25 protein-coding genes and 1 pseudogene are annotated in these 23,498 nt (G+C 72.4%); 19 read left to right on the top strand and 7 right to left on the bottom strand.

Going from position 1 to position 23,498, the window contains the following annotated elements:
• Positions 1-5: 5 nt before the first annotated feature.
• Positions 6-779: a S1 family peptidase gene (locus tag ACWCP0_RS05390; protein WP_451077537.1), complete on the bottom strand. Its 774-nt coding sequence runs from the start codon at positions 777-779 to the stop codon at positions 6-8.
• 246 nt (positions 780-1,025) lie between these two features.
• Here ACWCP0_RS05390 and ACWCP0_RS05385 point away from each other — a divergent pair, with 246 nt between their 5' ends.
• The 9 genes from ACWCP0_RS05385 to ACWCP0_RS05345 all read left to right on the top strand — a co-directional run bounded on the left by ACWCP0_RS05385 (position 1,026) and on the right by ACWCP0_RS05345 (position 10,251).
• Positions 1,026-1,943: a hypothetical protein gene (locus ACWCP0_RS05385; protein ID WP_451077536.1), complete on the top strand. Its 918-nt coding sequence runs from the start codon at positions 1,026-1,028 to the stop codon at positions 1,941-1,943.
• Positions 1,944-1,966: 23 nt separating this feature from the next.
• Positions 1,967-3,583 carry an ankyrin repeat domain-containing protein gene (locus ACWCP0_RS05380; protein WP_451077535.1) on the top strand — a complete coding sequence of 539 codons (1,617 nt, stop codon included), beginning with the start codon at positions 1,967-1,969 and terminating at the stop codon, positions 3,581-3,583.
• 393 nt (positions 3,584-3,976) lie between these two features.
• Positions 3,977-5,125: an ABC transporter substrate-binding protein gene (locus tag ACWCP0_RS05375; RefSeq protein WP_451077534.1), complete on the top strand. Its 1,149-nt coding sequence runs from the start codon at positions 3,977-3,979 to the stop codon at positions 5,123-5,125.
• Between the two features lie 7 nt (positions 5,126-5,132).
• On the top strand, positions 5,133-6,029 hold the full coding sequence (locus ACWCP0_RS05370) for an ABC transporter permease (protein ID WP_451077533.1): 897 nt from the start codon (positions 5,133-5,135) through the stop codon (positions 6,027-6,029).
• Positions 6,017-6,868 carry an ABC transporter permease gene (locus tag ACWCP0_RS05365; RefSeq protein WP_451077532.1) on the top strand — a complete coding sequence of 284 codons (852 nt, stop codon included), beginning with the start codon at positions 6,017-6,019 and terminating at the stop codon, positions 6,866-6,868. Before ACWCP0_RS05370 ends, ACWCP0_RS05365 begins: the two co-directional genes overlap by 13 nt.
• Entirely contained in the window at positions 6,865-7,944 is a 1,080-nt protein-coding gene (locus ACWCP0_RS05360) for an ABC transporter ATP-binding protein (RefSeq protein WP_451077531.1), read from the top strand. The genes ACWCP0_RS05365 and ACWCP0_RS05360 overlap by 4 nt, the downstream gene beginning before the upstream one ends.
• Entirely contained in the window at positions 7,941-8,615 is a 675-nt protein-coding gene (locus ACWCP0_RS05355) for an HAD family hydrolase (RefSeq protein WP_451077530.1), read from the top strand. Before ACWCP0_RS05360 ends, ACWCP0_RS05355 begins: the two co-directional genes overlap by 4 nt.
• On the top strand, positions 8,612-9,367 hold the full coding sequence (locus ACWCP0_RS05350; protein ID WP_451077529.1) for a GntR family transcriptional regulator: 756 nt from the start codon (positions 8,612-8,614) through the stop codon (positions 9,365-9,367). Before ACWCP0_RS05355 ends, ACWCP0_RS05350 begins: the two co-directional genes overlap by 4 nt.
• A 329-nt stretch (positions 9,368-9,696) precedes the next feature.
• Positions 9,697-10,251: a hypothetical protein gene (locus tag ACWCP0_RS05345; protein WP_451077528.1), complete on the top strand. Its 555-nt coding sequence runs from the start codon at positions 9,697-9,699 to the stop codon at positions 10,249-10,251.
• Positions 10,252-10,465: 214 nt separating this feature from the next.
• On the opposite strand, the gene ACWCP0_RS05340 is transcribed toward ACWCP0_RS05345, so the two are convergent.
• The 4 genes from ACWCP0_RS05340 to ACWCP0_RS05325 form a co-directional block, all read right to left on the bottom strand.
• A complete protein-coding gene (locus ACWCP0_RS05340; protein ID WP_451077527.1) occupies positions 10,466-10,798 on the bottom strand; it encodes a hypothetical protein in 333 nt (110 codons plus the stop codon).
• A 203-nt stretch (positions 10,799-11,001) separates the two neighbouring features.
• Positions 11,002-11,589 carry a phosphonate degradation HD-domain oxygenase gene (locus ACWCP0_RS05335; RefSeq protein ID WP_451077526.1) on the bottom strand — a complete coding sequence of 196 codons (588 nt, stop codon included), beginning with the start codon at positions 11,587-11,589 and terminating at the stop codon, positions 11,002-11,004.
• The gene (gene tmpA / locus ACWCP0_RS05330) at positions 11,586-12,683 is read right to left on the bottom strand and encodes a 2-trimethylaminoethylphosphonate dioxygenase (protein ID WP_451077525.1); all 1,098 of its coding nucleotides are present in this window, start codon (positions 12,681-12,683) and stop codon (positions 11,586-11,588) included. Before tmpA ends, ACWCP0_RS05335 begins: the two co-directional genes overlap by 4 nt.
• Before the next feature lie 179 nt (positions 12,684-12,862).
• Complete coding sequence (locus tag ACWCP0_RS05325) at positions 12,863-13,255, bottom strand: ribonuclease domain-containing protein (protein WP_451077524.1); 393 nt, start codon at positions 13,253-13,255, stop codon at positions 12,863-12,865.
• A gap of 152 nt (positions 13,256-13,407) precedes the next feature.
• On the opposite strand from ACWCP0_RS05325, the pseudogene ACWCP0_RS05320 reads away from it, so the two are divergent.
• The 6 genes and pseudogenes from ACWCP0_RS05320 to ACWCP0_RS05295 all read left to right on the top strand — a co-directional run.
• Positions 13,408-13,758 (top strand): annotated as a pseudogene (locus tag ACWCP0_RS05320) (FGGY-family carbohydrate kinase); the annotation flags it as partial.
• Positions 13,749-14,501: a (Fe-S)-binding protein gene (locus tag ACWCP0_RS05315; RefSeq protein ID WP_451077523.1), complete on the top strand. Its 753-nt coding sequence runs from the start codon at positions 13,749-13,751 to the stop codon at positions 14,499-14,501. The pseudogene ACWCP0_RS05320 and the gene ACWCP0_RS05315, both read left to right, overlap by 10 nt.
• Positions 14,498-15,976, top strand: a complete 1,479-nt coding sequence (locus tag ACWCP0_RS05310; RefSeq protein WP_451077522.1) for a lactate utilization protein B — start codon at positions 14,498-14,500, stop codon at positions 15,974-15,976. The genes ACWCP0_RS05315 and ACWCP0_RS05310 overlap by 4 nt, the downstream gene beginning before the upstream one ends.
• On the top strand, positions 15,973-16,629 hold the full coding sequence (locus ACWCP0_RS05305) for a LutC/YkgG family protein (protein WP_451077521.1): 657 nt from the start codon (positions 15,973-15,975) through the stop codon (positions 16,627-16,629). Before ACWCP0_RS05310 ends, ACWCP0_RS05305 begins: the two co-directional genes overlap by 4 nt.
• 94 nt (positions 16,630-16,723) lie before the next feature.
• On the top strand, positions 16,724-17,035 hold the full coding sequence (locus ACWCP0_RS05300) for a hypothetical protein (RefSeq protein ID WP_451077520.1): 312 nt from the start codon (positions 16,724-16,726) through the stop codon (positions 17,033-17,035).
• The gene (locus ACWCP0_RS05295) at positions 17,032-17,637 is read left to right on the top strand and encodes a 3'-5' exonuclease (RefSeq protein WP_451077519.1); all 606 of its coding nucleotides are present in this window, start codon (positions 17,032-17,034) and stop codon (positions 17,635-17,637) included. Before ACWCP0_RS05300 ends, ACWCP0_RS05295 begins: the two co-directional genes overlap by 4 nt.
• Positions 17,638-18,146: 509 nt before the next feature.
• Here ACWCP0_RS05295 and ACWCP0_RS05290 read toward each other — a convergent pair.
• Positions 18,147-19,061: an SDR family oxidoreductase gene (locus ACWCP0_RS05290; protein WP_451077518.1), complete on the bottom strand. Its 915-nt coding sequence runs from the start codon at positions 19,059-19,061 to the stop codon at positions 18,147-18,149.
• 17 nt (positions 19,062-19,078) lie between these two features.
• A complete protein-coding gene (locus tag ACWCP0_RS05285) occupies positions 19,079-19,837 on the bottom strand; it encodes an SDR family oxidoreductase (protein ID WP_451077517.1) in 759 nt (252 codons plus the stop codon).
• A 66-nt stretch (positions 19,838-19,903) separates the two neighbouring features.
• Here ACWCP0_RS05285 and ACWCP0_RS05280 point away from each other — a divergent pair, with 66 nt between their 5' ends.
• The 4 genes from ACWCP0_RS05280 to ACWCP0_RS05265 are packed head-to-tail and all read left to right on the top strand — an operon-like array spanning position 19,904 to position 23,282.
• Positions 19,904-20,650 (top strand): enoyl-CoA hydratase family protein, encoded by a 747-nt coding sequence (locus ACWCP0_RS05280; RefSeq protein WP_451077516.1) that lies wholly within the window; start codon positions 19,904-19,906, stop codon positions 20,648-20,650.
• Positions 20,651-20,653: 3 nt separating this feature from the next.
• Positions 20,654-21,505, top strand: a complete 852-nt coding sequence (locus tag ACWCP0_RS05275) for a CoA transferase subunit A (RefSeq protein WP_451077515.1) — start codon at positions 20,654-20,656, stop codon at positions 21,503-21,505.
• The gene (locus tag ACWCP0_RS05270; protein ID WP_451077514.1) at positions 21,502-22,218 is read left to right on the top strand and encodes a CoA-transferase subunit beta; all 717 of its coding nucleotides are present in this window, start codon (positions 21,502-21,504) and stop codon (positions 22,216-22,218) included. The genes ACWCP0_RS05275 and ACWCP0_RS05270 overlap by 4 nt, the downstream gene beginning before the upstream one ends.
• The gene (locus ACWCP0_RS05265; protein ID WP_451077513.1) at positions 22,218-23,282 is read left to right on the top strand and encodes an NAD(P)H-dependent flavin oxidoreductase; all 1,065 of its coding nucleotides are present in this window, start codon (positions 22,218-22,220) and stop codon (positions 23,280-23,282) included. The genes ACWCP0_RS05270 and ACWCP0_RS05265 overlap by 1 nt, the downstream gene beginning before the upstream one ends.
• Positions 23,283-23,498: the final 216 nt, after the last annotated feature.

The raw sequence follows: 23,498 nt of genomic DNA, 5'->3' as shown, positions 1-23,498 counted from the left end.
GGGAGCTACAGGGTGGCGGCCGCGTTCTTGATCGCGGTGGCGAAGGTGGACACCTCGGTGTAGACACCGGGGAAGCCGGCCCGGGCACAGCCGTAGCCCCAGCTCACGATGCCGACCTGGATCCAGGCGCCGGCGCTGTCCCTGCGGAACATCGGTCCGCCGGAGTCACCCTGGCAGGTGTCGACGCCGCCCTCGTTGTAGCCGGCGCAGATCTCCTCGCCCGGCACGAGCTCGGGGTACGAGGACTGGCAGGAGGCGTCGGAGACGAACGGGACCGTCGCCTTGCGCAGGTGGCGCTGCTGGGCGCCGCCCTCGCGGGTGGCGCCCCAGCCGGCCACGGTGAAGGTGCCGTTGTTGTGCGCCGTCGTCTCGGCGATCTTCAGGGTCGGCAGGTTGATCGGCTGGGCGAGCTTGATCAGCGCCCAGTCCTTGCCGGTGCCGTTGTAGCCCGGGGCCTGGAGGACCTTGGTCGACTTGACCTTGATCGCGCTGGAGCTCTGGAGGTCCACGACTCCGGCGGTGGCCGTGATGCTGGTGTTGTTGCCGGAGCCGCTCACACAGTGCGCGGCGGTGAGCACGATCTGCTGGGTGTAGAGCGCGCCGCCACAGCCCATGGAGAGCCGGACCATGAAGGGGAACTCGCCCTGGGTGGCGCGGGTTCCGCCGACGACGGGCGGCGGGGCTGCGGAGGCGGAAGTGGGCTGGAGGCTGACGGCGGCGAGTATGACGGCACCGGCGGCGGCGCATCTCTTGAGGGCACGTACAAGCTTGTTGTTCAAGGTTCTGCCTTCTTCCGTGGGGGGTTGCGGTGACGCGCAGGACGGCACACGGCACACCGCTGTGACATGCGCCCGTCAAGGCGTGTCCGGATTATGGGGAGGGCGCGAGGAGAGCCACAAGGTGCACTTTTCGGCCAGGAAGGGCGCCCGCGACGTAGCGCGGGGCCGCCGCGGAGCACCGTAGAGTTGAGAGCGGTCGACCGTCGTCCAGGGCGACTTCGTACGGCACCTGCAGGGGGTACGGGCGTGACGACCGGCAGCGAGGTGGTCCACGGGTTCCCGCACCTCGACACCGCGCGCGCGGCCATCACCGCGCTGCACAAACGGCTGTCGTACGACGGAGTGCGGGCGTACCCGACCAGCGTGCTGCCGGCCGACGTGGCCTTCGCCGACCACGACGACCTGCATCTCGGGGCGCAGCGCGTGGCCCGTGCACTGGTGCATCAGCTGCGGCTGCCCGAGGCCCGGATGATCGTGAGCTTCCGGGAGATGGAGCATGCGGCGAGCGTGGAACTCACCGCCGGGCCCGAGTACTTCATCGAGCTGAACGACCGCTTCCGCAGGCATCGCAGGGACATCGGGGCGGCACTCGCGCACGAGATCACGCATGTGCTGCTGCACCGGCTGGACCTCTCGTTCCCCGGGACGCGCGACAACGAGATCCTCACGGACACGGTGACGACGTATCTCGGAGCGGGGTGGCTGCTGCTCGACGCGTACCGCGAGGACGCGGTTTCCAGCCAGAAACTGGGCTATCTGACCCCTGAGGAGTTCGGGTACGTCCTGGCGAAGCGCGCGCTGGTCTTCGGCGAGGACCCGTCGGTGTGGTTCACCAGCCCGCAGGGCTACTCGGCGTACACGAAGGGCCGGGTGCAGGCCCTGCGCGACGGGCAGCAGCCACCGCTGACCGCGGCGGGGTGGAACGGGCGGCGGCGGTACGCGAAGGACCGGCGCAACGCGCAGGACCACCCCGGACCGGGGCGTCCGGGGCCGGGCCCCGGCCCTGGCCCCGGCTCGCCGTACGCGTTCGAGCGGGCGCCGGGAGGCGGGCTGCGGGTGTCGTTCCCCTGCCCCACCTGCCACCAGCGGATCCGGGTGCCGGTGCGGGGACGGGTGCGGGCGCGGTGTGCACTGTGCCGGACGGTTCTCGAATGCGACACCTGAGGGGGTTTCCGTAGGGTTTCGGTATGAGCACCGAAAGCGGCGGCGACGCGGACCGGGACCGTGACCTGGACCTGACCGAAGAGCTGTTCGAGGCCCTGTACGAGGGCGACGACGACGCGGTGGTACGGGCGCTGCGGGCCGGGGCACCGGCGGAGGCTGCCGACGAGGACGGGCAGACCGCGCTGTACCTGGCCGCGTCCCAGGACCGTCCCGGCACGGTGCGCCTGCTGCTCGCGGCGGGCGCCGACCCCGATCGGGCGAGCGGGCCCGAAGCAGATGAGCTTCCCCTGTGCGGGACCGCGGTGTGGGGCCACACCGCGGTGATGAGCGCCCTGCTCGCGGCAGGGGCGCGGCCCGATCTGGAGGAGAACCCCGGGGTGCGTGCCCTGACCTGGGCCTGCCGCCAGGGCCGCGCCGAGGTGGCGGAGCTCCTGCTCGCGTCCGGCGCCGATCCCGACCTGCCCGGTCCCGACGGGGATCCCCCGCTCGTGACCGCGGCCCGGCGCGGGTCCCCCTCGTGCGTACGGGCCCTGCTGAGGCACGGTGCCCGGGCCACGGACGAGGCGCTCGCGGAGGCCCGGCGGTGGCTCGACCTCGATGTGGAGGAGGAACTGCGGCGCACGCTGTCCGCATCCGAGCCCGGGCCGGAGGGCGAGGGCGCCTTGACGGTGGCCCGGCAGGTCGAGGAGGACGGCGGGGTGACCGTGGTCGTGGAGCTGATCGGCGACCGCGGTCCGATGAGGTCGGTCGAGCAGCAGACCGGGCACGCGGCGATCGTCACGCTCCTGGAGGACGCGCTGGGTGTGCACCCGCCCGCCGATGAGCTCGTGGCGCGGGCGCTGGGCTGCGGGGACCCGGACCAGGACGACTGGACCGAGGCGGTGGCCGTCCTGCAGCGGCGCGGCGACGAGGAGACGTTCCGGGCCGCGGCGGCGTGGTGCGGGACCGTGGATCCCCTGCGCCAGGCGTTCGCGGCCGACGTGCTGGCGGGGCTGGGCGCGGTGGAAGCGGAGCCGACGGAACCGGCGGGAGGCACAGAAGCTGCGGGACGGACGGGGCCGGCCTCGGCCGAGGGTGAGGCTCCCGGGCGTGGGGCGTTCGCCGCGCGCGTCGTGCCGCTGTTGCGGGAGCTGGCACGTGCGGCCGACGAGCCCGAGCTGATCCGGGCGGCCGTGGCGGGGCTCGGGCAGCAGGGTGATCCGGCGGCGCTGCCGGAGGTTCTGCGGCACGCCGGGCACGACGATCCCGAGATCCGCTTCGGCGTGGCGGTCGCGCTGCACGGGCTCGTGCCCGGTGATCACGCCGAGGCCGTCCGTGTGCTGCTCGGCCTCACCCGGGACAGCGACGACGGGGTCCGGGACTGGGCGACGACGGCGCTGGCGGACGTGGCGGCCGACAGCCCGGAGATCCGCGAGGCGCTCGCGGCCCGGCTCACGGACCAGGTCCCGGACATCGAGGCGGAGGCGGCGCGAGGGCTGGCGATGCGTCAGGACGCGCGGGCGGTGGAGGCGCTGGCGCGGATCCTCGCGGACGAGGATCCGGAGGGGTACGCGTACTCCACCGCCGAGCAGGCCGTGGAGTACGTCCAGGACGAACACGCCAGGCGCCGCCTGGAGGCGACGGTCCCGCGCACGCACTGACGCCTGCGGCGGGCCGGGGTGAGGGGCAGGGCAGGCCCCGCCCCGGCCGCCGGGGACGTGCCCGGTACCGCCCGGCGGCCCGAGTGTCCGTCCCCGAACGCCGGACAGCCTCGATGTGCGGCTCGGCACCCGCGCGTCGGCCCGAGTGCCCGACCTCCCGACACCCCACGGGCTCAACGCGCACCCGGCACCGGCGAGCCGGCGCCCCGATGCCTCCCCGAACACCGGACAGGCTCGAAGTGAGCCCAACCCCACCCCGCCCGGTAATCGCATCGCACGCGACGCTCCGCGTTCACCGTCGGGACACCGGCAGCCCCCGTAATGACGGAGCTGTATGGACAACTGTTGTCCATACAGCTTTGGCCCCGCCTCGCATTCCCTCATGGAGTACGCGTGACCACCCCTGCCCGCGCCGCCGCCTTCGTCGGTGCTCTCGGTATCACTCTGACGCTCACCGCCTGTGGCGCCGCCCCCACCAACGACTCCGCCACCGTCGACGGAAAGAACCTCGCCACCGCTGCGTCCGCGGCCGACGCCGGCGGCATGGACGCCCTCGTCGCCGCCGCGAAGAAGGAAGGCGTGCTCAACGCGATCGCCCTCCCCCGCGACTGGGCGAACTACGGCGCGATCATCGACGGCTTCACCGCCAAGTACGGCATCAAGGTGACCGTCGAGAACCCCGACGCCTCCAGCCAGGACGAGATCAACGCGGTGAAGACCCGCAAGGGTCAGGACCGTGCCCCGGACGTGCTCGACCTCGGTGCCTCCTTCGCCCAGGCCGCCGCCGCCGAGGGGCTGACCGCCCCGTACAAGGTCGCCGCCTTCGACAAGATCCCCGAGGCGCAGCGCGATGCGCAGGGCCGCTGGTTCAACGACTACGGCGGCTATGTCTCCATCGGCTGCGACGCCAAGCGCGTCAAGGTCTGCCCGCAGACCTTCGCCGATCTGCTCAAGCCCGAATACAAGGGCCAGGTCGCCCTCAACGGCAACCCCACCAAGTCCGGCTCCGCCTTCGGCGGCGTGTACGCGGCGGCCCTCGCGAACGGCGGCTCGTTCGACGACATCCAGCCCGGCATCGACTTCTTCGGCAAGCTGAAGAAGAACGGCAACTACAACCCCGTCGAGTCCACCCCGGCCACGGTCGAGAAGGGCGAGACCCCGATCAGCATCGACTGGGACTACCTCAACTCGGGCTACGCCGAGCAGTTCTCGTCCAAGGGCATCGACTGGAAGGTCGCCGTCCCCTCCGACGGCGTCTACGCCCAGTACTACGCGCAGGCCATCAACAAGGACGCCCCGCACCCGGCCGCAGCCCGCCTGTGGCAGGAGTACCTGTACAGCGCCGAGGGCCAGAACCTGTGGCTCAAGGGCCACGCCCGCCCGGTGCTGATGCCGGCGATGACCGCCGACGGCACCATCGACAAGGCGGCCGCGGCCGCACTGCCGGTCGTCGAGGGCACCCCGAAGTTCCCGAACGAGCAGCAGACCGCCAAGGCCAAGGAGACCCTCGCGCAGGGCTGGGCCGCGGCCGTCTCCGGGTGATCCGCCGATGACCCTGCTCGACTCCCCCGCCCGCGCCTCGGCCGGTACCTCACCGGCCGCGGGCGCGGGCCCCCGGCGCAGGCGGCGCTCCTGGGCCTGGATGTCCGCGCTGCCGCTGTTCCTCGTCGTCGGCGTCGCCTTCGGGCTGCCCGCCCTGGCCATGGCCGACGGGGCGTTCACCGTCGACGGCTCGTACGGCCTCGACAATCTGAGCCGCTCGGTCGACGGCGCCTACCGCACCGCCCTGCTCGGCAGCGTCGAGCTCTCCGCGCTGACCGCGGCCGGGGGCACGCTCTTCGGGCTGCTGCTCGCCCAGGCCGTCGTCACCTCCCGCGGCCGCGCGCTGCGCGAGGCCGTGCTCACCGCGTCCGGTGTGCTCGCCAACTTCGGTGGCGTACCGCTCGCCTTCGCGTTCGTCGCCACGCTCGGCAACGCCGGCGTCCTCACCACCCGGCTCGGCCTCGACGACCACGGCTGGTCGCTCTACAGCTTCTGGGGACTCGCGCTGACGTACGTGTACTTCCTGGTCCCGCTGATGGTGCTGACCGTCGCGCCCGCGCTCGACGGGCTGCGCGTCCAGTGGCGGGAGGCGGCCCGCGACTGCGGCGCCTCCACCTGGCAGTACTGGCGGCACGTCGGCATCCCGGTGCTGCTGCCCACGCTCCTCGGCGGGTTCGTGCTGCTCTTCGGCAGCGCCTTCGCGGCGTACGCCACCGCCGCGGCGATGGTGGGCAGTTCGGTGCCGCTGGTCACCCTCCAGATCGCCGACGCGCTCTCCGGCAACGTCCTGGTCGGCCAGGAGAACGTGGCGCTCGCGCTCAGCCTCGACATGGTGCTGGTCGCGGCTCTGGTGATGGCCGTTCATCTGCCGCTGCAGCGAAGGAGCACCCGATGGCTCGCCTGACCCGCTCCGCCGTGCTGCTGGTCGCCGGGGTGTACTTCCTGGTGCCGCTGATCGCCTCCGCCGTGTTCACGCTGGACATCCCCGGCCAGGGGCTGACCCTGTCCTCGTACACACGGGTCGTCGTCGCGCCCGGCTTCACCGGCAGTCTGCTGCTGTCGCTGGCACTCGCGGCGGCCACGGTCGCGCTCGTGCTGCTGATCACCGTGCCGGCGGCGGTCGCGGCCAGGCTCGCGGCTCCACGGCTGCGTCCGGTGCTCGAAGTCGTGTGCACCCTGCCGCTGGTGGTGCCGCCCGTGGCGCTGACCGCCGGGCTCGGGACCGTGCTGCGCTGGGGCCCGGAGAAGCTCTCCACGACGCCGCTGTACCAGACGTTCGTGGCCGTGCAGAACCCGGACTTCCCGTTCGTCCTCGTCCTGGCGTACGCCGTGATGGCGCTGCCGTTCGTGTACCGGGCGCTGGACGCGGGGCTGCGCGCCGTCGACGTGCGCACCCTGGTGGAGGCCGCGCGCGACTGCGGGGCGTCCTGGCCGCGGGCGCTCGTCTCGGCCGTGCTGCCCAATCTGCGGGGCGCGCTGCTGAACGGCTCGTTCCTCACGCTCGCCCTGGTGCTGGGCGAGTTCACGGTCGCCTCGCTGCTCGGCTTCCAGCCGTTCGCGGTCTGGATCGTGCAGGCATCGGGCTCGGACGCCCGGCTGTCGGTGGCCGTTTCGCTGCTGAGCCTGCTGCTGACCTGGGTGCTGCTGCTGGCGCTGACCACGCTCGGCAACCGCCGCCGCCCGTCCCGCACCTCTGCACCCCGTGCCTCTGCCCGTACCTCTCAAGGAAAGACCTCCCGATGACCCTCATCGACGCGCCCGCCCGCACCGGCGCCGCGCTGCAACTGCGCGGGCTGCGCCGTACCTTCGCTGCCACCGTCGCGCTCGACGGCCTCGACCTGGACGTCGCGCCGGGCGAGCTGCTCGCCCTGCTCGGCCCCTCCGGCTGCGGCAAGACCACCGCGCTGCGGGTGCTGGCGGGTTTCGAGCAGCCCGACGAGGGCCAGGCGCTGCTGGACGGCGAGGACCTCGTGCCGGTGCCGGCCAACCGCCGTGACACGGCGATGGTGTTCCAGTCGTACAGCCTCTTCCCGCACCTCACGGCCACGGACAACGTCGCCTTCGGCCTGCGCATGCGCAGGGTCGGAGGTGCCGAGCGGCGGGCGCGCGCCGCCGAGCTGCTGGAGCTCGTCGGACTGCCCGGTCACGGCGGCCGTTTCCCGCACCAGCTGTCCGGCGGCCAGCAGCAGCGGGTCGCGCTCGCCCGGGCGCTCGCGCTGCGGCCCCGGCTGCTGCTGCTCGACGAGCCGCTGTCGGCGCTGGACGCGCAGGTGCGGGTGACCCTGCGGGAGGAGATCCGCAGGCTCCAGCTGGAGCTCGGCATCACCACCGTGTTCGTCACGCACGACCAGGAGGAGGCCCTCTCGATGGCCGACCGGGTCGCGGTCATGAACCAGGGCCGGCTCGAACAGTGCGCCGCACCCACGGAGTTGTACGCCCGGCCCGCGACGGACTTCGTCGCCGAGTTCATCGGCACCATGAACCGGGTGCCCGGGCATGCCGCCGACGGCGGCGGTCCGGTGGAGGTGCTGGGGGTGCGGCTGCCCGTCGAGGGCGACGCGCCCGCGTCCGGCGGTCCGGTGCACGCGCTGATCCGGCCCGAGGCGCTGGACGTCGTCGTGGACGCGGCCGGTAAGGCCAGGGTCACCGCCACCGCCTTCCACGGCCCCACCACGCGGGTGCGGGTCACGCTGGCCGACGGCACGTCCGTCAAGGCGGACGTGCCGACGCACGCCGCCGCGGAGCTCGCACCGGGCACCGCCGTGTCCGTACGCCCGCAGGAGCGGCCCGTCCTGGTCACCCGTGGCGGCGCCGCGTGAGCGTACTGCGTGGAGTGCTGTTCGACATGGACGGCACCCTGGTCGACACCGAACGTGCGTGGCTCGATGTGGTGGAGTCGGCTGCCGTACGACGGGGGCGTGTGCTGGACCCCGAGCGCCGGACGGCCGTGACCGGCCGCTCGGTCGAGGACACCGCGGCGATGCTGCACAGCTGGCTGGAGGCACCGGAGGGGGAACTCGCCGCGGAGCTGGGCGCGGACTTCGCGTCCCGCCTCGCGGCGGCCGCCGTGCCTCGCCCGGGCGCGCTGCGGCTGCTCGCCGCGCTGCGCGCCCGGAACGTGCCGACGGCGCTGGTCTCGGCGTCGCCGCGGGCGGTCGTCGAGCAGGTCGCGGGGACGCTGGACGGGCACCGGTTCGACGCGCTGTTCGGCGCCGAGGACACCGTACGCACCAAGCCGGAGCCCGATCCCTACCTGGCGGCGGCCGCGGCGCTCGGCGCCGACCCGGCGCAGTGCGTCGCGGTCGAGGACAGCCCGGCGGGGGTCGCGTCCGCCGTCGCCGCGGGGTGCCGGGTGCTGGCCGTGCCGTCGACCGAACCCCTCGCGAAGGCCGACGGGGTGACGCTGGCAGGGTCGTTGAACGAGGTGGATCCCGAGCTGCTGAGCTCGCTGGTCCGGATGACAACGGTGCATGACAAGGTGTGGACGTGAGCGAAGGACGGGGCAGGACTCCGCTGTATCTGAAGGTCGCCGCCGATCTGCGGACCGCAATCACGGCAGGTGACTACGACTCCGGGGCGAAGCTGCCCGCCGAGGACGAACTCGCCCGCCGCTACGGCGTGTCCAGAGGCACCGTGCGCCAGGCGCTCGCCGCGCTGCGCACCGACGGACTCATCACGTCGCGACGCGGGACACGGCGCGTGGTGCTGGGCGGGCCACGGCTGCACAGCTTCGGTGAGCTGCGCTCGTTCACCCGCTGGGCGCGGTCGCTGGGCGAGGAGCCGGGCGGCCGGGTCGTGGCGGTCGACCGGGTCGTCGCGAGCGAGGAGGAGGCGGAGAAACTGCGGCTGGCGGAGGGCTCGGTCGTGTACCGGGTGCGGCGGCTTCGTACGCTCTCGGACGCGCCGGTGATGGTGGAGCGGACGACCTATCCGGAGCGGATCGGGAAGCTGGTGGCGGCGATGCCCCTGGACACCGTCTCGCACTCGGCCGCACTCGCACTGCACGGCGTGCTGTTCGCGGACGCCCGGCACACGATCGACCTCGTGCCGGCGAACGACGACGACGCGCAGCTGCTGGGGTGCCGGGCCGGGGAGTCACTGCTGCGGGAGCGGCGCCACTCGACGGATCCGACGGGAGCACCGGTCGAATGGTCCCAGGACCGCTATCTGCCGGGGACGGTGGCGTTCACGATGCAGAGTTCGACGGCAACGAGCGCGCTGGGGCGGCGACTGAGCCGCTGACCGCCTCCGCGGCGGGCGTGGTGGGCTGGGTGCGCGTCGACCACGCGTTCGATACCCGGCGTGCGTCGCACACCGGCTTGTCGGCCGTGGCGCGAGACGTTGCGGCACCGGGTCTCTCGGCGGCGGTGCCCGGCTTGTGGCTCCCCCCATCCGAGCGGGGTGCCGCACCCGTCCGGCATGGCGCCGGGGCCCGCCGCGCCACGCGTCGGATGCTGATGCCTCCTACCCTGCAGGAGAGGCCCGTGAACGACCCCAGCTCTCAAGGAACCCGAAGGCCGGCATCCACCGGCGCAGGTGATGACGCTGCCGGTCAGGCCGGGGTCATCGGCATGGGACTCGCTGCCGTGCTGACGATCGCACTCGCGCAGGGCTCCTGGCAGTGGTTCGCCACCTTCATCGGGGTGACGCTTCTTGCGGTGATCTTCGCCTTTCATCGACAGCCGGCATGGACGCCCGGCATCCGATCTGCATACATGCGCAGTCTGGTCGCGTACTCGCTGGTCGTCGGCCTGTGCGTGGCGATCGCACTGGCCCCCGTGCTGCAGCGCTGGGCTTGGCTGTTTCCGATGTCAGGCACGCGTAGCGGGTGCCAAGAGGTGGGCAGGTACGAGGCCGTCCGCTCGAGGGCCGCGCTGGCGAACCTGGCCGGTCGCGACAGCGCGGCCCTGGCGTACGCGCAGGAGACTCAGAGCGCCAAGGCCGTTGCCGACTGCCTGGCAGCGACTACGACCCTGTGGCTGCCCCTGTACGGAGCCGGGGCGGCCGTGCTGGTCGGCGCTGGTACGTGGTCCCGCGACCGGGCTCGGGCGAGGAAGGGTCCTCAGCCGACATCCTCCTCGCCAAGGCCGGCGAGCGCGGGAACGTGGCAGGACGGCACGAAGTAGCCGCCGGGGCCCTCGCTCCTAGGGGCTCCTGTGTCGTCGACACGGGATCTCCACGGGCCACGGGCCAGATGCCATAAGACCGCAGGCAGGACAGTCCAGCCGGTTCCCGTGCCGGTGCCGTCGACGGTGGGGCTGTCGGAGGTGCTGGACCGGCCGAGTCGGCCTCGCCGGAGCTGTCGGCCAAGGCCGGCGCCCCGCCGATGGCCGTGGCACCTCAGCGGGCGGACACCAGAGCCCATGCCGTGACCGTAGGGAGCAGCACCATTGCGGAGCTGAACCGCCAGTACCGGCCTGCACGGAGATCGGCCTTGCGGCGCATCAGGGTGTTGAGCGACAACCACAGGCCGAGAACGCCGGCCAGTAGCGGTGCCAGCAGGATCAGCCAGGGCAGCATGCCGTCGTTCTCCGTGGGCTCCCTCTCACTCGGCCCGAGTGCGGCGAGCGGGAAATTCACCGCGAACAGCACGAGCAACCAGATCGGAACGATGGCGACAAGGCCCACGAGGTTCACGAACGTCGGCTTCGCCCACTTGCCACCGCTCTTCATCTGCCCGCCCGTCCCGGTGGTCGTGGAGCTCGCACTGTACCCGGCGGCCGGCGGAGTCTTTTCCTTCGACTGCTGCACTCCCGGAGAGCCGGGCGGGGCACTCCACCGGAGCCATCCATGGGCAACGGTTTCCGAGCCCCACCCGACTCTCCCCGGACCGCCGGACTGCTCGACGAGCGGCTCCGGCCGGTGTCCCGCCCGCCTCAGCCCGTCGGCGCCGCCTCCGGGCGCAGCAGACCCGCCAGCAGCGGCCGGAAGTGGGCGAAGGCCGGCGTCGGCATGGCCGGGTCCTTCGCCTGTTCGTCCCAGCGGCGGACGGCGACGGCGTCCCGCGCCCCGGGTTGTCCTTCGAAGGCCCGCACCTGCTCCTCCGTCATCGGACCGCCCTGGACCCGCAAGGTGTGGACGGACGCCTCGGAGAGCAGGTCGAAGTAGCCGGGTTCGACGGCGCACAGATAGCGCTTGGCGGCGACGTGCAGCCGGACGGGCTCGGTCACTTCGGGGCCGAACCACCGGTCGAGCCAGTCGGCGCCGGTGTGGCTGTGCCGGTTGTCGGTGCCGTGCTCCATCAGGTCGCGGCCGGTGACCGCGCCCTGGAAGTGGCCGACGTCGTGCAGCAGCGCGGCGGCGACCAGGTGCGGCGGGGCTCCGGCGGCCTCGGCGAGGGCCCCGGCCTGGAGCATGTGCTGGGCCTGGGTGACGGCCTCGCCGAAGTACTCGGCGCTGCCTTGGCCCTCGAAGAGCTCGGCGAGGGTGTCGAGGGGGTTCGCTTCACTGTCGAGGGGGTTCACTTCACGGTCTCCTCTCGGCGCAGGACCGCCAGCGTGGACGCGAGGCCGTCGATGTCGGCGTACGCGCCCTGGAGGTGGCGGTCGCCGGACTCGGCGAAGGCCGTACGGGCGTGCAGCAGGCGGGTGTTGTCGAAGATGAGGCAGTCGCCGGGGGTGAGCCGGAATTCCAGCTGGAGCTCGCTTCGCAGCAGCAGCTCGCCGAAGCGCCGGTAGGCGGCGTAGAAGGCGTCGAGCACGTCGGCCGGCTGGTGCAGCGTGCCGATGGAACGGTTGTTGAAGCGGATCTCGCGGATCCGGCCGGCCGGGTCGGTGCCGATCAGCGGCCGGTGGGCGCGCAGCTCGCTGCGGTCGTCGGCGAAGGCGAACGGCACCGGGACGCGGGTGAGGACGTCGTACGCCTCCGGGTCCTCGTGCCGCAGCAGGGCCGCCGCGTGGAAGCCGTCGACGAGCCCGGAGTCGCCGCCCTGGGCCGCGTTGGTGAGGCAGTGCAGCAGCTGGAGGGTCGGCACCGGATCGCGGTACGGGTTGTCCGTGTGCGGGGTGATGCGGGCGCCGGTGAAGGCGAGGTTGTTCGGGTCGGCCTCGACGCGTACCTCGAAGAGTTCGCCGTAGTTCGTCTCGCGCACGTAACCGAAGGTCCGGGCCACGTCGAGGACCTGGCGGTCGCGGACGGGGACGCCGCGCAGCAGGACGAAGCCGAGGCGCAGCACGCTCCGGAGGGCGGCGGCCTTGACCGCAGGGTCGGTCGTGTAGGCGGACCAGTCGGCCTCGGGGAGTCGTCCCTCCAGGTCGGCGGCGGCCCACAGCTCCTTGTCGTCCTCGGTGCGGCCGTCGCCGGGTGCGGCGGAAGCGCCCGGGAGATGCGCGCCGAGCCAGGTCTCGGCGTAGACGGAGCGGTGCCCGTCGGGGGCCCAGACGACCTCGCGGGCGGGGGCGCCGTCCGCGGTCGTGGCGTCCCGGACGCTGTCCACGGCGAGAGCGGCGGGCAGCTCGGTGATCTGGAACAGCTTCTGGCCGTTACGGGGGTCCCGGCAGTGCGGGCAGGGACAGTTGTCGCGCAGCCAGACAGGCGGTGCGGATGCGAGGGGGGGCATGAGCGGAACTCCGAGTTGTACAGACAACTTCTTCGACGACGCGGAGCCTCGCAGCCTGGGATGACACGGGGGTTACGCCGAGGTGGACGGCGCAGTGCCGGCCCCTGGAACGCGCCGTGCCGCCGGCCGAGGAGCGGGAAGGGCCGGCGGCACGGGGTGGGGGGCGGCTGTGCGACGGCTCAGCAGCCGTAGTCGACGAGGTCGAACGAGCGGTAGTGGTCGGCGGTGTAGTAATCCTCCAGGTACGACTGCCCGGTGACGATGCGCCGTGCGCCGCGCGTGGAGGAGCCGGGCGTCTTGACCGTGTACTCGTGGTAGTAGCCGGTCGAGTGGGCGGGCAGGATGCCTTCCCGGTTCTGGAAGACCGTCCCGTCCTGGGAATACGGGAACGGGCCCCCGTTCTCGATGAGTTCGAGGGTGTCGTACGCCTGGGACGGCAGGTCGGAGTAGCAGATGTCACCGACCGCGGTGGCGGCGGCGGTCGCCGGAGCCGCTACGGGTCCGCCGACGAGAAGGGCGGAGAGAAGGGCGGCGGCGCCGCCGAGCATGGTGATCCGTGGGGGGATTCGCATGACCCCATGATGACGCGCGTAGACGTTGTCGTGTCAACGTCAAGTCGAGGAGTTTTCGTGCAATTCACCTCCTCCACGTGACCGTCACGCGCCGGACGCGCGAACGCCCTTGGGCGGTGACCGGGTCCGGGTTCGCGCGACGGGAACGGCGCGACTCGCTCGCCCTGGCCCATCGCCGCGCGCTTGCGGACGCCCAGCGGCCCTCCGGCCGTACGATCGACACCGTGCACATCGTCGGCGGCGGCGCCCACAACGAGCTGCTGTGCCGGCTGACGGCCGACGCGTGCGGTCTGCCCGTGGTGGCGGGCCCGGCCGAGGCCGCCGCGCTGGGCATCATCCTCGTCCAGGCCCGCACCGCAGGCGTAATCATCGGAGGTCTGCGTGAATCGCGGCAGCTCCTGTGCGAGACTCAGGGCCTACGGCACCACGAACCCACAGAAGACGTCCGAGCATGGGAGCGGGCCGAGGCCCGTCTCGCCAAGGAGGAACAGCCATGCGGGTAGCGCTCTTCGTCACCTGCGTCAACGACACGCTCTTCCCCCGCACCGGACAGGCGGTCGTCACCCTGCTGGAGCGCCTCGGCGTCGAGGTGGACTTCCCGCCGGCGCAGACCTGTTGCGGGCAGCCGCAGTTCAACACCGGTTACCGGCACGAGACCGAGCCCCTGGTGCGCCGGTACGCCGCCGCCTTCGACGCCTACGACTACGTCGTCACCCCGTCCGGCTCCTGCGCGGCGATGGTCCGCGACAGCTACCCCCGCATCGGCGCGAAGGCGGCCGCCGAGGGGCGCGGCCAGGAGCTCGCCGAAGCGGCGGCTGCCGCGGTCCCGAAGACCTACGAGCTCACGGAGTTCCTGGTCGACGTGCTGAAGGTGACGGACGTCGGGGCCTGTTACCCGCACACCGTCACCTACCATCCGACCTGCCACGGCCTGCGGATGCTCGGTCTCGGCGACCGGCCGCGGCGGCTGCTGGAGCACGTCAAGGGGCTCGAACTGCGGGAGCTTCCGGGCGCCGAGGAGTGCTGCGGCTTCGGCGGCACCTTCGCCGTGAAGAACGCCGCCGTGTCCGCGGCGATGGGCGCGGACAAGGCCCGCAACATCGTCTCCACCGGGGCGGAGGCCGTGTGCACGGTCGACAACTCCTGCCAGATGCACATCGGCGGGACGCTCACCCGGCTCGGCTCGCCGGTGCGTCCGGTCCACATCGCCGAGATCCTGGCGAGCACGGAGGAGGATGCCCGATGAGCGGCACGTATCTCGGCATGCCCGCCTTCCCGAAGGCCGCGGCCGAGTCCACGCGGAACGTCACCCTGCGCAGCAATCTGCGCCATGCCACCCACACCATCCGCGACAAGCGCGCCAAGGCCGTCGCCGAACTCGACGACTGGGCGGAACTGCGCGCCGCCGGGGCAGCGATCAAGAACCGTACGCTCCGGCACCTCGACCACTACCTCGAGCAGGTGGAGACCGCCGTGACGGCGGCGGGCGGCCAGGTGCACTGGGCCGCCGAGGCCGCCGAGGCCAACCGGATCGTCACCGACCTCGTCCGGGCCACCGGCGAGACCGAGGTCGTCAAGGTCAAGTCCATGGCCACCCAGGAGATCGGGCTCAACGACGCGCTGGCCGAGGCCGGGATCACCGCCTGCGAGACCGACCTCGCCGAGCTGATCGTGCAGTTGGGCGACGACCTGCCCTCGCACATCCTGGTCCCGGCGATCCACCGCAACCGCTCCGAGATCCGCGACATCTTCCGCACGAAGATGGCGGACTGGGGCCGCCCTGCCCCCGACGGTCTCACCGACCGGCCCGAGGAGCTGGCCGAGGCTGCGCGGCTGCATCTGCGGGAGAAGTTCCTCCGCGCGAAGGTCGCGATCTCCGGGGCCAACTTCATGGTCGCCGAGACCGGCACCCTGGTCGTGGTCGAGTCCGAGGGCAACGGCCGGATGTGCCTGACCCTGCCCGAGACGCTGATCTCGGTCGTCGGTATCGAAAAGGTGGTGCCGACCTGGCAGGACCTGGAGGTGTTCCTCCAGCTCCTGCCCCGCTCTTCCACGGCCGAGCGCATGAACCCGTACACGAGCATGTGGACGGGGACGTCGGACGGCGACGGCCCGCGGACCTTCCATCTGGTGCTGATCGACAACGGCCGCACCGACACCCTCGCCGACACGGTGGGACGGCAGGCGCTGCGCTGCATCCGCTGCTCGGCCTGCCTGAACGTGTGCCCGGTGTACGAGCGGGCGGGCGGGCACGCCTACGGGTCCGCCTACCCCGGCCCGATCGGCGCGATCCTCACGCCCCAGCTGCGGGGCACGGACAGCGAGGTGGACGCCTCGCTCCCGTACGCGTCGTCGCTGTGCGGCGCCTGCTACGAGGTGTGCCCGGTCGCCATCGACATCCCCGAGGTGCTGGTGCATCTGCGGGAACGGGTCGTCGAGGGCGGTGAGGTGACACGGCACGGCACGAAGGTCACGCTCCGCCCGGCGAAGGGTCACGCGGCGGAGCGGGCCGCGATGCGCGCGGCCCGCTGGACGCTGGACCACCCCGGCGCACTGCGCGCGGCCCAGCGCGTCGCCTCCCGTACCCGCCGGCTGCATCCGAAGCGGCTGCCGGGACCCGGCCGGGCCTGGTCCGACACCCGGGCCGTGCCGGTGGTGCCGGCCGAGTCGTTCCGCGACTGGTGGCAGCGCACGCGCGGTACCGAAGGGAGCGGCAAGTGAGCAGCAGGGACACGGTCCTCGGGCGGCTGCGCCGTGCGCTGGCGGACGTGCCGCGCGACGAGCGTCCAGAGGACGTACCGGTCGTCCGCGACTATCTCCGCGTCCACGGGGAACGCACGCCCGCGCAGACCGCGGACCTTCTCGCCGAGAACCTCGCGGACTACCGCGCGCTCGTGCACCGCGTCGCCTCTGCCGACGACCTGCCGGACCTGATCGGCCGGCTGCTGGCGGAGCGCGGGACCCGCACGGTCGTGGTGCCGGACGGGCTGCCGGAGGAGTGGCCGGCCACGGCGGTGGCGAACGGCATCGAGCTCGTGCCGGACACGCCGGGCTCCACGCCCGCCGAACTCGACACGGTGGACAGCGTGGTCACCGGCTGTGCGGTGGCCATCGCCGAGACCGGCACCATCGTCCTGGACGGCGGCGCGGCCCAGGGCCGCCGCCGGATCACGCTCGTGCCCGACCACCACATCTGCGTCGTACGCGTCCCGGAGCAGCTCGTCGACTCGGTGCCGCAGGGCCTGGAGCGCCTGGACCCGGCGCGCCCGCTGACCTGGATCAGCGGCCCGTCGGCGACGAGCGACATCGAGCTGGACCGGGTGGAGGGGGTCCACGGGCCCCGGACGCTCGAAGTGATCCTGGTCGAGGGCTGAGAGACTCCGTGCTCCTCTCGGTCGGTTCGCGGGCCCGAATCCGCCGGACGCAGCCGAGGCGGGCCGCCCCCATGCCTGGCGGCAGCTGCACAAGGTGGCCGGGATATTGCTGCGCCGGCGGCTGTGCACCATCTGCCCTGAGGAGCAGCTGCTACTGTGCCGGCGCGCCGGGGCGAAGCCCGATCTCGCGGAAGTCACCAAAGAAGCCCGAGCCCTCGGCGCGACGGGAGCCGTTGAGGTTGATGATCGCGCCATCATCGTGGAGGGACTGGACCAGCCGCCGCGCTACTTCCTTCGGCGCGGTTACGGCTACCAGTGCCACGACCGAGCGAAGCCTCACCACTACCGCCGGCACGGCCGCGCCCCCATCGGCTGGAAGGCGGAGAACGGAACTCCCACGCCATGAACTTCAGCACCTGGCCCCGACTGCTCGTAGTCGATGTCGAAGGCAACGGGCTCAACCCGCCGGACCTGGTCGAGGTCGCCGCACTGCCCGTAGGCGAGGGCAAGCCGGACACGAACATGGCCAGCGCATGGCTGATCCGCCCGCCTCGGCCCGTCACCCCCCTCGCGGCCCGCATTCACGGCCTGACGAACCAGGTCCTGGAGAGTGCGCCCCGATGGGAGGAAGTCGCCGGCCAGGTGCAAGAAGTCCTCGGCGACGTGTGGATCTGCGGCCACAACGTGAGCGGCGATTACCGCGTGCTGAAAGCTCACCTGCCGAAATGGGAGCCGACCGGAGTCATCGACACGCTGCGCCTGGCCCGGAACACGTACGCGGGCCTGCCCTCCTACGGGCTCGATGCCCTGATCGAGCACACTCGGCCGGATCTGACTCACGCGCCCGCTGTCGGACGGCACCGCGCCACCTACGACGCCTACGCCACGGCGCAGCTTCTCACCGCCATGGCCAACCGCTACGAGACCTGGGACCAGCTCATTGCCGTGGCCGTTCCGCCCGGCATGCCCGGCGCCCCCGAATCCGAAATGGATGCAACCCTGTGGTGACGACACCATTCCGCATTGGCGTGCTCGGAACCCACTCCACCGGCAGGACGACGCTACTGAAGCGGATCGAGAGGGAACTGCGCGGCCACGGTGTCACCGTGGCCCGCACCGGCCGTCTCGCAAAGCGCCGGCTGACATCGGCCTGCCGAAGATGCAGCACCACACAGAGACGTCCACCGTCCGGTGGGGTTCGTACCACCCACCGGGCCGCAGACGGCGGACTACGGGGGCGGGGCCGTGCAGGGTCGCCCCCGCAGAAATCGGCTGCCCGCGCCGGGTGACGCCGTACCCACCGATCTCGAAGAGGCGAGCCCGGAGGGCCCCGACCCCCACCCACCGACAGCAGCCGCACCCAGCCCGTCTGGGGGTCCCCCACGCCGCAGGGCGTAGGGGGCACTTGAGGACGGACACACCGGACGCCCATCACGGCACCGGGCACACCGCCCACCCCACACCCCGCACGGCCGGAGGCACCCCGCACCCCGCACCCCACACCCCGGCCCAGAGCGCTACCCCGCCCCGTACACCGGCTGCGGTGGCTCCGACTCCGCCAGGAGTTTCAGGGCCGCCTCCCCCGCCTCCGCGGCGGTCCAGCGGGAACCCTTGTCCGCGGTGGGGCCCGGGCGCCAGCCCTCCATCACGGTGATGCGGCCCGCCTCCGCCCCGAAGACGCGGCCCGTGACGCCCGCCGACGCCGTCGCGCCGAGCCAGACGACGAGCGGCGAGACGTTCTCGGGGGCCATCGCGTCGAAGGCCCCCGCCTCCTCCGGCGCCGCCATCGTCTCCGCGAAGGTCTGCTCGGTCATCCGTGTCCGTGCCGCCGGGGCGATCGCGTTGACCTGGACGCCGTAACGGGCCATCTCCGCCGCCGCGACGAGTGTGAGGCCGACGATGCCCGCCTTCGCCGCGCTGTAGTTGCCCTGGCCGACCGAGCCGAGCAGGCCCGCCCCGGAGGAGGTGTTCACCACCCGTGCGGCCGGCTCGCGGCCCGCCTTCGCCTCGGCCCGCCAGTACGCCGCCGCGTGCTTCAGCGGCAGGAAGTGCCCCTTCAGATGCACCCGCATCACCGCGTCCCAGTCGTCCTCGTCCAGGTTGACCAGCATCCGGTCGCGCAGGAACCCGGCGTTGTTGACGAGGGTGTCGAGCCGCCCGAAGGTGTCGAGCGCGGTCGCCACCAAGGACGCCGCGCCCTCGGCGGACGCCACGTCGCCTCCGTGCGCCACCGCTTCGCCTCCCGCCGAGCGGATCTCGTCGACGACCTGTTCCGCGGGGGTGCGGGACGTGCCCGAGCCGTCCGGGCCCACTCCGAGGTCGTTGACCACCACCTTCGCGCCCTCGGCGGCGAAGGTGAGGGCGTGGGCCCTGCCCAGCCCGCGACCGGCGCCGGTCACGATCACGACGCGTCCCTCAGTGATTCCGGTCATCACGTTCTCTCCTCACGTCACCGGTCGGCATTCGCCGCGTCCAGGAACGCGGGGCGCTCGCCGCCCCCGTGCACCAGCAGCGACGCCCCGCTCACGTACCCCGCCCGATCCGACGCGAGGAACACGGCCGCGTCCCCGATCTCGTCCGGTTCGGCGAGCCGGCCCAGCGGCACGGTGCGGCCGACCGCCGCGATCCCCGCCTCGTCGCCGTAGTGGAGGTGCGACAGTTCGGTGCGCACCATGCCCAGCACCAGGGTGTTCACCCGGACTTCGGGCGCCCACTCGACGGCCATGGAGCGGGCCAGGTTCTCCAGGCCCGCCTTGGCGGCCCCGTACGCGGCCGTGCCCGGCGAGGGTCGCGTACCGCTCACGCTGCCGATCATCAGGAGCGAGCCGCGCGCCGCGCGCAGGTGCTCGTACGCGGCCAGGGACGCGGTCATCGGCGCCACCAGATTGAGCTGCACCACCCGCGCGTGGCGCTCGGCGTCCCCCTCGCCGAGCAGCCGGTACGGCGTCCCGCCCGCGTTGTTGACGAGGGCGTCGAGCCGCCCGTACCGGCGCCCGACATCGGCGAAGAGGTCCGAGACGGCCGCCCCGTCGCGCAGGTCGACGGGCATGAACTCCGCCTTGCGTCCGCCCGCTTCGACCGGGGCGTCCGGCGGTCTGCGGGCGCAGACGACGACCTCCGCACCGGCCGCAAGGAACGCCCGCGCGATCCCCGCGCCGACGCCCCGCGTGCCGCCGGTGACGACGGCGACCCTCCCGTCCAGCTCCATCGGCTGCTACCTTCCTGACGCAGCATCACCTAACAAATGTTTGGTGGAAAGGTAGCTGATCCGCTCATGGGTGTCTCCACCTCAGGCCCGGAGAAGGGCGTATCCGTCGTCACGGTCGACTTCCCGCCCGTCAACGCCCTGCCCGTGCAGGGCTGGTACGACCTCGCGGACGCCGTCCGCGCGGCCGGCCGCGACCGGGAGATCCGCTGCGTCGTCCTCGCCGCCGCGGGCCGCGGCTTCAACGCGGGCGTCGACATCAAGGAGCTCCAGCGCGACGCGGGCACGCACCGCGCCCTCATCGGCGCCAACCACGGCTGCTACGAGGCCTTCGCCGCGGTCTACGAGTGCGAGGTGCCCGTCGTCGCCGCCGTGCACGGCTTCTGCCTCGGCGGCGGGATCGGGCTCGTCGGGAACGCCGACGCGATCGTGGCGTCCGAGGACGCCACCTTCGGGCTGCCGGAACTGGACCGCGGCGCTCTCGGCGCGGCCACCCATCTCGCCCGGCTGGTGCCGCAGCATCTGATGCGCGCCCTGTACTACACCTCACGTACGGCCACGGCCGCCGAACTGCATGCCCACGGTTCGGTGTGGAAGGTCGTCCCGCGCGAGGAACTCCCCACCGCGGCCCTGGAGCTGGCGCGCGAGATCGCGCGGAAGGACGGCCATCTGCTCCGGCTGGCCAAGGCCGCCATCAACGGCATCGACCCCGTCGACGTACGCCGCAGCTACCGCTTCGAGCAGGGCTTCACCTTCGAGGCGGGCCTCAGCGGGACCGCCGACCGCGTCCGCGACACCTTCGGCAAGGAGGCGTGATCCATGGCCGACAAGACCATGTCCGTCGATGACGTCATCGGGCGGCTGCGCAGCGGCATGACCCTCGGCATCGGCGGCTGGGGCTCGCGGCGCAAGCCGATGGCCCTGGTGCGAGCGCTGCTCCGGAGCGGGATCACCGACCTGACCGTCGTCTCGTACGGCGGCCCCGACGTGGGCCTCCTCGCCGCGGCGGGCCGCATCCGCAGGCTCGTGGCACCGTTCGCGACGCTCGACTCGATCCCGCTGGAGCCGCACTTCCGCGCCGCCCGCGAGCGCGGCGCCTTCGAGATGACCGAGCTCGACGAGGCCATGTTCATGTGGGGCCTGCACGCCGCGGCCAACCGGCTGCCGTTCCTGCCCGTGCGGGCCGGACTCGGCTCGGACGTCATGCGGGTCAACCCCGGGCTGCGGACGGTGACATCGCCCTACGACGACGGGGAGGAGTTCGTCGCCGTACCCGCCCTGCGCATGGACGCGGCCCTCGTCCACATGAACCGCGCCGACCGGCTCGGCAACGGCCAGTACCTCGGTCCCGACCCGTACTTCGACGACCTCTTCTGCGAGGCGGCCGACGAGGCGTACGTGTCGTGCGAACAGCTTGTCGAGACGGCCGAGCTGACCAAGGACGCCGCCCCGCAGACCCTCCTCGTCGGCCGGCACAGCGTCACGGGCGTCGCCGAGACCCCGAACGGTGCGCACTTCACCTCCTGCGTGCCCGACCACGGGCGCGACGAGGCGTTCCAGAAGCTGTACGCGACCACGCCGTGGGAGGACTTCGCCGGGCGCTTCCTGTCCGGCCCTGACGAGCACGCCTATCAGTCGGCCGTCCAGGCCTGGCACGAGGAGCAGCGATGACCGTCTCTCGTTCCGAGTACTGCGTGATCGCCTGCGCCGAGGCCTGGCGGGACGACGGCGAGGTGCTGGCCAGTCCCATGGGCCTGATCCCCTCCATCGGCGCGCGCCTCGCCAAGCGCACCTTCTCGCCCGATCTGCTGCTCACGGACGGCGAAGCGATGCTCGTCGGCCTCGACGGCACGGTCGAGGGCTGGCTGCCGTACCGCCGCCACCTCACGATGGTCACCGGCGGGAAGCGGCACGTCATGATGGGCGCCGGCCAGATCGACCGGTACGGCAACCAGAACATCTCCTGCATCGGTGACTGGGCCCGACCGGCCCGCCAGCTGCTCGGTGTGCGCGGAGCGCCGGTCAACACCCTCAACAATCCGGTCAGTTACTGGGTGCCGCGGCACTCCACCCGTGTGTTCGTCGAGAAGGTCGACATGGTGAGCGGTGTGGGGTACGACAACGCGGCGGGTGCTCGCTTCCACCGCATCCCGCGGGTGGTCAGCGACCTCGGGGTCTTCGACTTCGCGACGCCGGACCGGTCCATGCGGCTGGCCTCCCTGCATCCCGGGGTGACGGTGGAGCAGGTGCGGGAGGCGACCGGATTCGGGCTGGTGATCGATGACGACGTCCCGTGCACGCGGGAGCCGACCGCAGCCGAACTGACGCTGATCCGCGACGTCATCGACCCGGACGGGATGCGCGACCGCGAGGTCAGGGCCTGATGGAGACCGCGCTCACCAAGCTCGTCGGCGTGCGCCACCCCATCGTCCAGACCGGCATGGGCTGGGTCGCGGGCCCTCGACTGGTGACCGCCACCGCCGAAGCCGGGGCGCTCGGCATCCTCGGCTCCGCGACCATGACCACCGGGCAGCTCCGACAGTCCGTGCGCGAGGTCAAGTCCCGTACGGACGCGCCCTTCGGCGTCAATCTGCGCGCCGACGCCGGGGACGCACGGGAGCGGGTGCGGATCATCATCGACGAGGGCGTACGCGTCGCCTCCTTCGCCCTGGCCCCCTCGCGCGAGCTGATCGCCGAGCTCAAGGACGCGGGCGTCGTGGTCATCCCGTCCATCGGCGCCCGCCGCCACGCCGAGAAGGTCGCAGCGTGGGGCGCGGACGCGGTGATCGTGCAGGGCGGCGAGGGCGGTGGCCACACCGGGGACGTCGCCACGACCGTGCTGCTGCCGCAGGTCGTGGACGCCGTGGAGATCCCCGTGGTCGCGGCGGGAGGTTTCCACGACGGGCGAGGTCTGGTGGCGGCGCTCGCCTTCGGGGCGGCGGGCGTCGCCATGGGCACCCGTTTCCTGCTCACGTCGGACTCGACGGTCCCGGACGCCGTCAAGGCCCGTTATCTGGCGGCGTCGGTGAGGGACATCACCGTCACGACGGCCGTCGACGGCCTGCCGCACCGCATGCTCCGTACGGAACTCGTCGACGCGCTCGAACGGTCCGGCCGCACCCGGGCCCTCCTGCACGCCGTCCGCCGGGCTGCCCGTTTCAGGAAGCTCTCGGGACTGTCCTGGGCCGCAATGATCCGTGACGGGCTCGCGATGAAACACGGCAGGGACCTGTCCTGGAGCCAGGTCCTGCTCGCCGCGAACACGCCGATGCTCCTGAAGGCCTCCATGGTCGAGGGCCGCACCGACCTCGGCGTCATGGCGTCCGGGCAGGTCGCGGGCCTGATCGAGGACCTCCCCAGCTGCGCGGAGCTGGTCGCCCGCGTGATGTCCGAGGCCGACCACGCACTCCGCGCCCTACCGCCCCTTCCGAGTCCGTCCGCCGACTGACGACGAACAACCGGCCGCACCGCACCGCACCCGACCGCCGACTGACGACGAACAACCGGCCGCACCGCACCGAACCCGACCGCCGACCGACGACGAACAACCGGCCGCACCGCACCGAACCCGACCGCCGACTGACGACGAACAACCGGCCGCACCGCACCGCACCCGACCGCCGACCGACGACGAACAACCGGCCGCACCGCACCGAGCCCGACC

Source organism: Streptomyces sp. NPDC001970 (assembly GCF_053594115.1).
The sequence above is the reverse complement of the archived record's forward strand: the minus strand, read 5'-3'. Positions and strand labels throughout refer to the sequence as shown.